Origin of the sequence: Pseudomonas sp. WPR_5_2 (assembly GCF_003634475.1) — a bacterium.
In the GTDB taxonomy this organism is placed as follows: domain Bacteria; phylum Pseudomonadota; class Gammaproteobacteria; order Pseudomonadales; family Pseudomonadaceae; genus Aquipseudomonas; species Aquipseudomonas izuensis.
Genome location: NZ_RBLA01000003.1, coordinates 388100 through 400733 on the forward strand (window position 1 = coordinate 388100; position 12634 = coordinate 400733).

Sequence of the window (12634 nt, forward strand, 5' to 3'; positions counted from 1 at the left end):
TAAACGTAAATGCCCGAGGCTATTTGTTCCGCCGCATAGACGCCGATTGCGGCACCTCCCTACACTGTCGACAGTTAATGCGCGTGGGTGCAAAGGATGAATCGCAACGAACTACGCAAGGCCGACATCAACCTGATGGTGGTGTTTGAATCGCTGATGCTGGAGCGCAATGTCACCAAAGTGGCGAAGAAGTTGTTTCTTGGTCAGCCCACCATCAGCTCGGCGCTCAACCGCTTGCGTACGATGTTCAATGATCCGTTGTTCATCCGCGTCGGCCATCGCATGGAGCCGACGGCGCGGGCCGAGGAGATTTTTCGGCACTTGTCGCCAGCGCTGGATTCGCTGTCCGTGGCGTTGAGCCTGACCCATGATTTCGACCCGAGCAGCAGCACCATGACCTTTCGAATCGGTATGTCGGACGATGTCGAATTCGGTCTGTTGCCGCCGCTGCTACGTGCGTTGCGTCAGGAAGCGCCGAAGGTGGTCTTCGTGGTGCAGAATGTCGATCATTGGCGGGTTTCCGACCTCCTGGCGTCCGGCGATATAACGGTCGCTGTCACCCAGACTCGCGGCTTGCCGGCCAATGCCAAGCGCAAATTGCTGCGACACATCCACCCCGCTGTATTACGTGCAGATGCGTCCGATACGCCGCTGACCGTCGATGAGTATTGCTCGCGACCACATGTACTGGTTTCCCACATCGCCAACGTCAGTGGGTTCGCCGATGAGTGGCTGGCGCAGCTCGGTCGTTCGCGTCAGGTAGTGCTCTCGGTGCCACAGTACAGCTCATTGCCGGCGTTGCTGGCCGGTACGGATCTGATTGCCAGCCTGCCGGATTACACCGCCGAGGCGATGGCAGCCACGGGGCTGTTGTTCAAGGAGCCGTTTCCGTTCAAGACGCCGACCCTCGAGCTGTCCATGGTTTGGCTCAGTCATGTCGACAGTGACCCCGCCGAGCGCTGGTTGCGCTCACGGCTTGAAGCGTTCATGGGGGAGCGCAATCTGTTGTCGCTGTCCCAGTGAACGGAGCAACGCCGTGCTATATGTATGAACTTTCCACCGACCATCAGGAGTTACGTCATGCCTCACCTGCACTTGGAATACACCGCCAACCTGCCTGATCTGAATGCCGATGTGGCCTTGATGCGGCTTAACAATGCGCTGGTGGCTTCAGGTCAGTTCGGTGCCGAATTCGACATCAAGAGTCGTGCGATCAAGGTCGAGACATTCAAGGTCGGCACGGCGTTGGCAGAGCGGGCGTTCGTGCATGTGAAGCTGGCGCTGTTGAGCGGACGTTCGCCGCAGATCAAGCAGCAGTTGTCCGAAAGCTTGCTGGCGGTGGTGAAAGAGCTGTGTGAATGGCCGGTGGGGGTTGAGGTCCAGTTGTGCGTGGAGCTGCTCGACATCGATCGCGAGTCGTATACCAAAACGGCCATCGGCGTTTGAATGTCAGATCACTGCGGCTCGGCGCAGGCCTTGATCACTTGCTCTCGCAACCAGGTGTTGGCACTGTCCTGATCGACGCTTTGGCTCCACTGCATGTCGAGGGTAAAGCCTGGTAAGCCATTGGGCGCTTCTCTGTGATCGAAGATGGCCTCGTCGGCCAGTAATCGCTGGATGCGCCGCGGCAGGGTGAGGATGAAGTCAGTGCCGGTGATCATCTTCAGTGCCGCGCTGTAGCTATTGGCCCGCGCAACAATCTGCCGCTGCCGGGCCTGCTGTGCCAACCAGCCGTCGACCATGTTGGTGGTGGACGTCCAGGGTGTCGGGAACACATGCCGGCGTTCGACGAAGGTGTGCAGGCTCAGGCGCTTCTCCAGCGGTGCGGCGCGCTGATCGAAGACGCAAACCAGATCATCTTCCAGCAATGTCCGTGCGTTGAAGTCGCCATGGTTGCGATGAAAGTTCGGACCGAATCCAATCACCAGATCGAGACTGCCATCGCGTAGTGCATCGGCCGGGATGTCGGTTTCCAGCTTTTGCATATTGATCATCACTGGAAGTCCGGCGAGTGCGAAGTTTCTCAACAGGCGCGGCAGGACCAACTGCTCGAAGTATTCCGGTGCACAAATGTTGAAGGTCGCCGGTTGCAACGCCGGATCGAACGCTGGCGCCCCGGCGTGGCACAGGTTGATGTTTTCGAGGATCGTCAGCACGTGGGGGTACATGCTGCCGGCTTTGTAAGTGGGGCGCATGCCCGTGCGAGTGTTGATGAACAGCTCGTCTTCGAAGCTGCTGCGCAGTTTTTTCAGGCAATAACTCACGGTGGACTGGCTGACGCACAACGCCTCGGAAACGCCGGTAACGCTGTTTTGCTCATACACGGCGACGAACACCATGAGGTCCTGCATATCCAGTTTTCTTAGCACGTTACTGTTCAGCATCCGTTCCGTCTCGAAGTGCTCGTTGCGCTGATCGTGCGCAATCTTGTGCGACTGATCCTAGCGGAATGACGGGGCGAGGAAAACGGCCTGTCAGATTTCAGTTCTGAACCGTGTCGGGCATCGCATTTCGGCTGGACATCAACAGCGCCAGCATACCGACCCCGACCAACATTGCCCCCATCACCTCCAACGGCTGTGGCGCCTGATGCCACCAAAACCAGTGAAACATCGTAATAAACAGCGTGCTCAGGTAGATGTAGGAAATCACCGAGGACGACGCGATCACGCCAATCGCGCGGTGCAGCAGCCAGAACGTCGCCAGGGTGGCGAACAACGCCAGGTACATCAGCCAGTAAAAATCACTCATCGTCAGCAATGACGCCGACTTCCAGCCGCCACTGAACCCGCAGAACCCCAGCAGAAACAGCGCCCCGAACAGCATGTTCCAGAACGTCATGCCCACCGGTCCGCGACCTTTGAGGCTATCGGCCTTGAGCCGCTGGCTGAGGGGCGAGTAGAGCGCCATCGCCAGGCAACCGGCGCCGTACACCGACAGCGCGTACAGCGAAGGCAGTTCGCCCGGACCGGTCCCCTTCATCACCAGCAGCACAGCCCCGGCAGCGGCAATCAGCATTGGAATCACCCGCTGTTTCAGGTTGCTGCCGGGAATCAACACGGCTTCGAAAGCCAGCGTCAGCAGTGGCACCAGGGTGAACAGCGTTCCGGTGTTGACTGCCGAGGTATAGCGCAGCGCCTCGAACAGCGAGCCGAAATACACCGCCAGCAACAAGCCGAGTGCGCCATGGCCGAGCAGTCCGCGGGCGGTGATGGGGCTATCGCCCTTGATCAGCAGGAGGGGCAAAAACACCAGGGCACAGAACAGCAGGCGCAGACCGGTCAGCAGAACCGGGTCGATGGCTTGACTGACCTGCGCCGCGGCAGCAAACGACGCAGCGATCAACAAGGCCCAAAGCAACATGCCGGCGTGAGCGACGGCGAAACCGCTGTGTTTCATGGTGGGATTCCCGGTCAGTGGATGTGGCGGGCGTAGTGCCGTGGATTGAAGCGCAAGACCATCAGCAGCATTAGCGCCATGACCCCGGTGAGTGACCACCAGGCCCACTCGAAACTGCCGAGTTGGTCGCGGATCATCCCGGCGATCAGGGGTGAGAAACCGGCAATCAGATAGCCGATGCCCTGCACGAATGCGGTCAGTCCACCGGCTCGACGGGGATCATCCAGGTGGTCCAGCGACACGATCAGGCTCATCGGAAACAGCCCGCCGATACCCAGGCCCAACAGGCACGGCCATAACAGGCTCAAGTGTTGCGTAGCGAGGATCAGCCCGCAGAACCCCGCCATGATCAGTGCCAGCAACACCATCAGCACCAGGCGCCGGTCACGGCTGCGATTGGCGATGACGGGGGTCAACAGACCCGACAACACTTCCATGGCCGTCAGCAAGCCCAGCAATAATCCGGCCTGTTGTTCGCTCCAGCCTTTTTCCACGTAGTACGGGGCCAACCAGGCGAGCACGCAGGTGTAGGATGCCGTGCCCAGGCCAAAGAAGGCCGCGAGTAACCAGGCGCGCGCACTGGAGAAGAAGGAAGCGTTGCCAGATGACTTTGCATCCTGCGCCGGTAGTCTTGAGCGCTGGGCGCACCAGAACAGCAGCGCCAGTACTGCCAGCAACGACCAGATCGCCAGGCCCACGCGCCAACTGCCGGTGTGAGCCATCACCAAGGGGGCGAAAGAGGCGGCGATGGCGGCGCCACCCATGATCGACGTGACGTAGAGCCCCATGCAAAGGGCGACGTTGTCGCGGAAGCGGGACTTGATCAGCACCGGCATCAGCGCCTGGATCAACGCAATGCCGATGCCGGCCAGCACGGCGCTGAGGATCAGTTCTGCCACCGAATCGAGAAACAGGCGCGACACCGTGGCCACACCGATAATCAGCAGCGACAGCACGATCGTGCGGTGTTCGCCCAGGCGACGGCTGATCGCAAGACCGAAGAACATCGCAAGTCCCATGGCCACTACCGGTAGCATGGTCAGAAGTGAGGCCAGACTGAAACTCAGCGGGATGTCGCCGCGAATCGCCGACAGTAAAGGCCCGACCGCAGCCATGGAGGGACGCAGGTTCAGGGCGACGATAACAATGCCGAACATCAACCAGTGGGCGGGGCGGGAGAGGGCGCGAATGTTTTCCATGATCGATCCTTGGGCAACAGGGAGTCGATTAGGCGCGCGGAGGCCGGAGGCGGCAAATCAGAAAGTCCGGGGTGGTATTTGGAAATTAAATAATACGGGAGCAACGAAGATCCCCTGCTCGCTTGCGCAGGGGATTTTTCTTACCTTGCGAAGCCTGACCCGCAGCTGAACCATTCTCAAATAAGCTGAACGTTTTAGTCGAATTTCGAGATGAAACCATTCGTTGGCGTCCTTTTCACAAAAAATTGATGGCCGAATGGTTAGACTTTGAGCTGCCGCGAAAAATGAATTTTTCACATTTGCCGGCGGCACTACTATTCAGGAACAGCCGATTACCATGTTGAAGATGAAAGCCGTGCGCCCAGAGTGGGTGACACTGATTGCCAGCACCTTTTTATTGACAGCCTTCAATCTGGTGTTGTGGCAGCACCTGTTTGAAATCACCACGGCTGATGGTAAAGGCATCGTCATGCGCGTGGCTTTCGGGGCGATGATTCTTGCCGCCTTCAACATTGTGCTGACCTTGCTGGCGTTCCGTCCTGTCATGAAGCCGGTCTTGACGTTGCTGTTCATGGTCAGTGCTGGCGTGGCTTATTTCATGAGCCAATATGGCGTGTTGATCGATGCCGGCATGTTTCGCAACTTTGCTGAAACCAATGCCACGGAAGTACGCGATTTACTGTCGATAAAATTGCTTGTTTATATTGTTTTGCTGGGTGTTTTGCCATCGTGGTTGTTGTGGAAAACGCCGATCAATTATCGTCGCTGGCATCGTGAGCTATTAAGTAAAGTTCTGGTGAGCATTGCTTCGGCTGCGGTCATCGGTGGCGTCGCCCTGATTAACTATCAAGGGCTTTCGTCGTTGTTTCGCAATCACCATGAATTGCGCCTGATGGTGGTGCCGAGCAACTACATCGGCGCGTCGTTTGGTTACCTGCGTGAACAGGTCGTCTCCGCACAGCAACCCTTTGTCAAAATCGGTGAAGATGCCCAGCGAAACCCCGCTTGGCAAACCCATGCCCGCAAATCCCTGACCGTCTTGGTGGTGGGTGAAAGTGCGCGGGCCGAGAACTTCGGCATCCTTGGTTACAACCGCGATACCACGCCAAAACTCAATAAAGAGGCGGGCCTGATCGCTTTCACGGATGTGCATTCCTGCGGTACGGAAACCGCGGTGTCGGTGCCCTGCATGTTTTCCAACATGGGTCGTCAGGACTATGACGCCAGCAAGGCGAAGAATGAAGAAGGCCTGCTTGACGTGCTCAAGCGCGCCGGCCTCGATGTCATCTGGCGCGACAACCAGTCTGGCTGCAAAGGCACTTGCAACCGCGTGACTATCGAAGATGTCAGTGACCTGAAAGACCCGGTGCTGTGCGCCAACAGTGAATGCCGTGATGAAATCCTGCTGCAAGGTTTACAGCAGTTCATCGATAAGCTTGATAAAGACACGGTGCTGGTGTTGCATCAAATGGGCAGTCATGGCCCTGAATACTTCAAGCGCTACCCGAAAGAGTACGAGCGCTTTACCCCGGTCTGTGAAAGTAATGCGCTGAACAATTGCAGTCGCGAAAGTATCGTCAACGGCTACGACAACACGCTGGTCTATACCGACCATGTATTGTCGACCCTGATCGATCTGCTGCGCAGCAACCAGGACAAGGTCGATACCGCGATGATGTACCTGTCGGATCACGGTGAATCCCTGGGCGAGTTCAACCTTTTCCTGCACGGCACGCCTTACATGCTGGCACCGGAGCAACAGAAGCACGTGGCCATGCTGGCCTGGTTCTCCGACAGCTACCAAAAGTCGTTTTCGGTAGACACCCACTGCCTGGAACAGGGCCGTGACAAACCCTTGAGCCAGGACAACCTGTTCCATTCGATGCTGGGGCTGCTGGAAGTCGACAGCAAGGTCTATGACCCGCAACTGGATATGTTTGCCGGCTGCCGTGGCGCGGCGATCAACGGCGTACTGGCCAAGAAATGAGTGCCTTAACTATTCATCATGCAACGGCCGTTTACCGGCGGCCGATACACCGCTAATCAAGAGCCATCGCAAATGACTGCCCAGTCCCCATCCGCCATTGAGCTTGAGTTCGCCCGGCGCTACGACCAGGAGCACGCCCGCGTCTGCTTGCAGCCGCAGGCGCAGACCCTGGCCGGGCGTTTGGCGTTCTGGCGTGAGGAGCAGTTGGTGCGTCGTGCGCTCAAGGTCGCCGGCGAGCCGGGGTTGATCCTCGATGTGGCCTGTGGTGTCGGGCGCTTCTGGCCGGTGCTGGCCGAGCATGCGAACCGGGTAATTCTGGCGAACGATCCATCCCAGGACATTCTCGACCATGCCCGAACCCATCATCCACAGAGTTTGTTGAAGCGGATCAGGACCTTTCAAAGCTCGGCTTTCACCATTGGTCTGTCGGAAAATGCGGTTGACTGTGTTTTTTGCATGCAGCTGTTCCAACACCTCGCCAACCCCGAGCATCGCCTGGCGATGCTCGGCGAGTTTCACCGGGTCAGTCGCGATACGGTGATTGTCGCGGTGCGGGTCGGAGGTCGATTCAAGGCGCGGCGTACAGACGTGGAAGGGCTTGCAGCCCGACCGCTGGCAAGCAAGGTCGAGGTGGAGGCCGAGTTCAGGCAGGCAGGTTTCCACTTGCTCAGCCATCAGGATTTCTTTCCCGGCTGCGCGCCGATGCGGGTTTACGTGTTGCGCAAGGTCGGCTAGCCCGGCTTTGTCGGACTATTCTTTTCGATAAGTAGGTATTTTCGCAAATGCTCTTGTTCAGTGGATGCGCGGAAATCGCCGGGGGCGATATATACTGCGCGCCATTCTTCAAGGGAGAGCCGTGTGGCCATCGATATTCACTGGATTCGCGACAACGATAGCCTCGGCCGGTTTTGCGCCGAGTGGCAGCAGTTGCCATACGTTGCCCTCGACACCGAATTCATGCGGGTCGACACCTTCTATCCGATCGCCGGCCTGCTGCAGGTGGGCGATGGCATGCGCGCCTACCTCATCGATCCGCTGACCATCGACAACTGGCAGCCTCTGGCCGCGTTGCTGGAAAACCCGGCAGTGGTCAAAGTCCTGCATGCCTGCAGCGAAGACCTTGAAGTCCTGCTGCGCCTGACCGGCAGCCTGCCGGCATCGTTGTTCGACACACAACTGGCCGCCGCTTACCTGAACCTGGGTTTTTCCATGGGCTATTCGCGGCTGGTGCAGGAAGTGCTCGGCATTGACCTGCCCAAGGGCGAGACCCGTTCCGACTGGCTCCAACGTCCGCTTTCCGAAACCCAGATCAGTTACGCCGCTGAAGATGCCGTGCACCTTGCGGAGCTTTTCGTACAGCTGCGTCCGAAGCTGTCTGACGACAAGTATGCTTGGGTTCTGGAAGACGGCGCCGAACTGGTCACCAACCTGCGCCGCGAGACTGACCCGTACGAGGTCTATCGCGACGCCAAGCTGGCCTGGAAACTGTCGCGCGCCCAACTCGCTGTGCTGCGTGAGCTCTGCGCCTGGCGCGAGACAGAGGCACGCGCCCGTGACCTGCCGCGCAACCGTATCATCCGCGAGCATTCGCTGTGGCCACTGGCGCGCACGCAACCGGACAACCTCGGCGCATTGGCGAAAATCGAAGACATGCACCCGCGAACCGTACGTCAGGACGGTGAGTTTTTGCTTGGTCTGATCAAGCGCGCTGGCAGTGTATCGCCTGATCAATGGCCACCCGCTGTGCCGGAGCCATTGCCGGTGGACGCCGCGGCGCTGCTCAAGCGGATGAAAGCCATCGGCCAGGCCGAGGCTGAGCGCCTGAACATCGCGCCAGAGCTGATGCTGCGCAAGAAAACCCTGGAAGCGCTGCTCAAAAGCGGCTTCCCCAACGGTCCCTACCAATTGCCTGAATCGCTGCGTGGCTGGCGCCGCGAGCTGATGGGCCAGGCGCTGCTGGACAGCCTGGCCACCGCCGGAGAACAGCCTTGAAACGTATTTGCTCGATCTACCGCAGTCCGAAGAGAAACGAGATGTACCTGTATGTACTCAAGAGCGATGCACTTGAGCGCGTACCGGAGCCCCTGATGGCCGCTTTCGGCAAGCCTATCCACGCTTTCGACCTGGTGCTGAGCCCCGAGCGCAAACTGTCGCGCGAGGACATTACCGTCGTGCTGGAGAACCTCGAGAAGCAGGGTTATCACCTGCAAATGCCACCGGCCGAAGAGGAATACATCGAGCACTTGCCGGAAGAGTTGTTGCGACGCAACGACCCGATGTAATCGGCAGACAGGCTCTGTTCAGAGCCTTTGTGAAACACTGGAATGATTTTGGCGATGGCCGCGACGACGCAGCAGTCTTGCGTCGACGGTCGTCTGCAGCGCTTTTTTGAAAGGTTGAAGCATGCGCGTTCTGATTGCCGAACACGACCACCCTGTATACGCCCAACTGCTGCGCGAAGCTGCGCCGGAACTGGAAGTGCTGACCAGCGGTGATTCCGCGGAACTGGCCCGACAGGCCGCCGAGTGTCCGGTCTGGCTCGGCCAGCCTGACCTGCTGGCGACCTTGCTGCGTCAGGGCCATCAACCGCAATGGCTGCAATCGACCTGGGCGGGCATCACGCCACTGCTGGCCGATGGCCTGCCACGCCACTATCGTCTGACCCGCGCTGTGGGGATATTCGGTCAGGTCATGGCCGAGTACGTGCTCACCTACATGCTCGGTCATGAACGGGAGGTGCTGGCACGGCTGGTCAGCCAGGTCGAGCGCAAGTGGGACAGTCGCCATGGTCAGAGCCTGGCGGGACGCAAGGTACTGATCGTCGGCACTGGTGATATCGGGCAGACGGTGGCGCAGTTCCTCGTACCCTTTGGTGTCGAGTTGTATGGCGTCGCCAGTGAGGCCCGTGAGCAGGCACCGTTTGTCGAAGTCGGTTCGCTGGCCGACCTGCCACGTTTGGTCGGTCAAGTGGACTACGTGGTCAATTTGCTGCCAAATACCCCGAACACTCACGATATCTACAATGCGGCGCTGTTCAAGCAATTCAAGCCGACCGGGTTGTTCATCAACGTCGGGCGCGGTGTGGCAGTGGTCGATGCGGATCTGGTGGAAGCCTTGAAAGAAGGCCATCTGGCGGGCGCCGTGATTGACGTCTGCCGCCAGGAGCCACTGCCGCAGCGCCATCCGTTCTGGACAGCCTGGGGCTTGCTGCTGACCGGCCACAGTTCGGCGCCGACTTCGCCATCCTTGATGGTGAAGCTGTTTATCGAGAACCTGCGGGCCTATCAGGCAGGTGAGGCGTTGCGCGGGGAAGTGGATTTCGATCGCGGGTATTAAATCCGCCATGACCCCTGTAGGAGCGAGCCTGCTCGCGATGGTGTGTCAGTCGACACCAATGTGGCTGACACTCCATCGCGAGCAGGCTCGCTCCTACAGTAGATCTATGATGTGGATTAAAGGGTGAAATCACCTTCAGCAGCCAGCTCGCTCAGCGGACGGCGCGGGCTTGGTTCTTCGCGGGCTTGCAGGTACTCGGCCAGGGTAGCTTTGTCACCCAGTTTGCCAATTGCGACGGCAGCATGCAGTGCATAGCCCTCGGGGACGTTCAGCTCCTTGCGGGTCAGTTCCTGATCGAAACCGGCCATGCCGTGGGTGTGCCAGCCGCTGATGCTCGCTTGCAGCGCCAGGTGGCCCCAGGCCGAACCGGTGTCGAAGGTGTGCCACAGGGCCGGGGTTTCTTCGCTGGCGCCGGGCGCCGTGAAGGTAGTCTTCGAGATCACGATTACCAGGGCCGAGGCGTGTTGCGCCCAGCTGCGGTTGAATTCGTTCAGCAGGCCCAGGTAACGCTCCCAGTTCGGCGTGTCGCGACGCGCGTAAAGAAAGCGCCAGGGTTGCGAGTTGTAGGCCGACGGCGCCCAGCGTGCGGCTTCGAAGAAACTCAGCAGGGTTTCTTCGGGGATGGTTTCACCGGTGAAAGCGCGAGGTGACCAGCGGTCGGTGAATTGAGGGTGGATGGCGTAATCGGCAACGCGTGGGTTTGCACTCATCAAGAGATTCCTTGCTACGTTTGAAAGTGAGGGACGTCTGAAACCTGCGGGCACAGTTGGGCTGGGCGATAAGGTTCCTCGAGAGCCGTGGCGGATCACCGTAATGCAACGCGGTCGGCGTTAATGGCAGGCAGGTCTGGCTCCTTGCGACTGGCAAAGCTACTTGTCGACGCAAAAACTGACAAGCCCCCGATCTACCGGCAGTCGCCAGTGCTTGGCCCGCAGAGCTGCGGGCACTAGACTGGCGGCCTTTTCACCACCTGATGTTGATGCTTGAGCCATGGCCGCCAAAGTCGAACCGTTCTGGATACGCAAAACCCTCGATCAACTCGATCAAGAGGAGTGGGAATCGCTGTGCGACGGTTGCGGCCTGTGCTGTCTGCAAAAACTTGAAGATGAAGACGACAACAGCGTCTATTACACGCGTATCGCCTGCAAACTGCTGGACCTGAAAACCTGCCAGTGCAGCGATTACCCGAACCGTCGCGACTCGGTGCCGGACTGCATCCAGCTCACACCGGGCAAGGCTGACGAATTCAAATGGCTGCCGCCAACCTGCGGCTATCGCCTGGTCAGCGAGGGCAAGGACTTGCCGTTGTGGCATCACCTGGTGTGCGGGGATCGCGATGCGGTGCATCACGAACGCATTTCCCAGTCCGGGCGCATGCTCGCCGAAGGCAGCGTCCCCGAAGATGATTGGGAAGACCATCTGATTTTCCGCGCGGGTTAAGTTTCAACAAGGAGTGTGTATGGCTGTGGGATGGCGGCGGGCGCTGGTCGTTGGGCTTCTGACCCTGAGCTCACCCGTGTGGGCGGCGAAGAAGGTTGATCTGGATTACCACGTGCGCTTGATACCGCAAAGTGACCAGGCTGAAGTACGCCTTACGCTGGCGCAAGGATCGGCGGTCCGTAGCCTGGATTTCGACCTGGGCGACGGCAGTCATTACAGCGATTTCAAGGCCGACGGCCAGTGGCAGCTGACACCGGGTACACAGACCCGCGGTGTCTGGCACCCGGCCACAGACAAGGCCAGCCTGACCTACCGTGTACGCATCAGCCACGGCCGCAAGAGCGGCAGCTTCGACACCCGAATGACCCCGACCTGGGCATTGCTGCGCGGTGACGATCTGGTGCCTGCCGCCAAACTCGATCAGCAGGACGGCATCGAACTGGTGTCACGCCTGGAATTCGAGCTGCCCAACGGCTGGAAAAGCGTCGAAACCGCCTGGCCGCGAATCGGCAAGAACAAGTTCCGCATCGACAACGTCTCCCGATTGTTCGACCGGCCTACCGGTTGGATGCTCGCCGGCCATCTTGGCAGCCGTCGCACCCGGCTGGGAGAAACCGAAGTCACCGTGGCCTCGCCCCAAGGTCAGGGTATGCGGCGTATGGATGTGTTGACCCTGCTGACGTTTGTCTGGCCACAAGTACAAGCCGTGTTCCCTCGCCATCCCACCAAGCTGTTGATTGTCGGCGCCAGCGATCCGATGTGGCGCGGCAGTCTCGCCGCGCACGAGTCGATCTACTTGAACAGTCGCTTGCCACTGGTCAGCGAAAACGGCAGCAGTGCGCTGGTGCGAGAGTTGGCACAGCTGTTCGGACGGATCAACGACGGTCAGCGCAGTGACTGGATCAGCGAAGGTTTTGCCGAGTACTACGCCATCGAACTGGTGCGCCGCGCCGGTGGCATGAGTGACGAGCGTTACCAGAGTTTGCAGGGACGCTTGGCGAAGGACGGTCAGGCCGTCACCACCTTGCGCGGCGAGCAGATCAACCCGGCACAGATTTCAAAAGCGGTGGTGCTGTTGCAGGAGCTGGATCGCGAGATTCGCCTGAAGACCCGCAACAAGCGTTCACTGGATGATGTGCTGCGGGCAGCGATGCGGCTGGAAAGTGTGGATACCAAGGAGTTTGTGCAGCTCAGTGAGAGCGTGATTGGCGACTCCTCCAGGGTCCTTGATACCGAGTTGATTCAGTAACATCGCCATCGCTGGCAAGCCAGC

The 12634-nt window shown here is 59.2% G+C and carries 13 protein-coding genes; 9 read left to right on the plus strand and 4 right to left on the minus strand.

Annotated features, from left to right (window positions below):
• Positions 1–96 precede the first annotated feature (96 nt).
• Entirely contained in the window at positions 97–1023 is a 927-nt protein-coding gene (locus BJ917_RS14395) for a LysR substrate-binding domain-containing protein (protein WP_096512987.1), read from the plus strand.
• Positions 1024–1080: 57 nt separating this feature from the next.
• Positions 1081–1446 (plus strand): 5-carboxymethyl-2-hydroxymuconate Delta-isomerase, encoded by a 366-nt coding sequence (locus BJ917_RS14400; RefSeq protein ID WP_096512986.1) that lies wholly within the window; start codon positions 1081–1083, stop codon positions 1444–1446.
• 8 nt (positions 1447–1454) lie between these two features.
• Here the strand turns inward: BJ917_RS14400 and BJ917_RS14405 are convergent, their stop codons facing one another.
• The 3 genes from BJ917_RS14405 to BJ917_RS14415 all read right to left on the minus strand — a co-directional run bounded on the left by BJ917_RS14405 (position 1455) and on the right by BJ917_RS14415 (position 4598).
• Positions 1455–2384 carry a LysR family transcriptional regulator gene (locus tag BJ917_RS14405; RefSeq protein WP_121103688.1) on the minus strand — a complete coding sequence of 310 codons (930 nt, stop codon included), beginning with the start codon at positions 2382–2384 and terminating at the stop codon, positions 1455–1457.
• Positions 2385–2481: 97 nt separating this feature from the next.
• Positions 2482–3399, minus strand: coding sequence for a DMT family transporter (locus BJ917_RS14410; RefSeq protein WP_121103689.1), 918 nt, complete (start codon positions 3397–3399; stop codon positions 2482–2484).
• A gap of 14 nt (positions 3400–3413) precedes the next feature.
• Entirely contained in the window at positions 3414–4598 is a 1185-nt protein-coding gene (locus tag BJ917_RS14415) for a cyanate transporter (protein WP_121103690.1), read from the minus strand.
• Between the two features lie 337 nt (positions 4599–4935).
• Here BJ917_RS14415 and BJ917_RS14420 point away from each other — a divergent pair, with 337 nt between their 5' ends.
• The 5 genes from BJ917_RS14420 (at position 4936) to BJ917_RS14440 (ending at position 9921) form a co-directional block, all read left to right on the plus strand.
• Entirely contained in the window at positions 4936–6585 is a 1650-nt protein-coding gene (locus BJ917_RS14420) for a phosphoethanolamine transferase (RefSeq protein ID WP_096512982.1), read from the plus strand.
• A 72-nt stretch (positions 6586–6657) separates the two neighbouring features.
• The gene (locus BJ917_RS14425) at positions 6658–7320 is read left to right on the plus strand and encodes a class I SAM-dependent methyltransferase (RefSeq protein WP_096512981.1); all 663 of its coding nucleotides are present in this window, start codon (positions 6658–6660) and stop codon (positions 7318–7320) included.
• A 123-nt stretch (positions 7321–7443) separates the two neighbouring features.
• The gene (gene rnd, locus BJ917_RS14430) at positions 7444–8577 is read left to right on the plus strand and encodes a ribonuclease D (RefSeq protein WP_121103691.1); all 1134 of its coding nucleotides are present in this window, start codon (positions 7444–7446) and stop codon (positions 8575–8577) included.
• Positions 8574–8867 (plus strand): YcgL domain-containing protein, encoded by a 294-nt coding sequence (locus BJ917_RS14435; RefSeq protein WP_096512979.1) that lies wholly within the window; start codon positions 8574–8576, stop codon positions 8865–8867. The genes rnd and BJ917_RS14435 overlap by 4 nt, the downstream gene beginning before the upstream one ends.
• A gap of 121 nt (positions 8868–8988) precedes the next feature.
• The gene (locus tag BJ917_RS14440; protein WP_096512978.1) at positions 8989–9921 is read left to right on the plus strand and encodes a D-2-hydroxyacid dehydrogenase; all 933 of its coding nucleotides are present in this window, start codon (positions 8989–8991) and stop codon (positions 9919–9921) included.
• Positions 9922–10037: 116 nt separating this feature from the next.
• Here the strand turns inward: BJ917_RS14440 and BJ917_RS14445 are convergent, their stop codons facing one another.
• Positions 10038–10631, minus strand: a complete 594-nt coding sequence (locus BJ917_RS14445; protein ID WP_096512977.1) for a nitroreductase family protein — start codon at positions 10629–10631, stop codon at positions 10038–10040.
• A 280-nt stretch (positions 10632–10911) separates the two neighbouring features.
• On the opposite strand from BJ917_RS14445, the gene BJ917_RS14450 reads away from it, so the two are divergent.
• Positions 10912–11361, plus strand: coding sequence for a YcgN family cysteine cluster protein (locus BJ917_RS14450; protein ID WP_095195502.1), 450 nt, complete (start codon positions 10912–10914; stop codon positions 11359–11361).
• A gap of 19 nt (positions 11362–11380) precedes the next feature.
• On the plus strand, positions 11381–12610 hold the full coding sequence (locus BJ917_RS14455) for a hypothetical protein (RefSeq protein ID WP_096512976.1): 1230 nt from the start codon (positions 11381–11383) through the stop codon (positions 12608–12610).
• Positions 12611–12634: the final 24 nt, after the last annotated feature.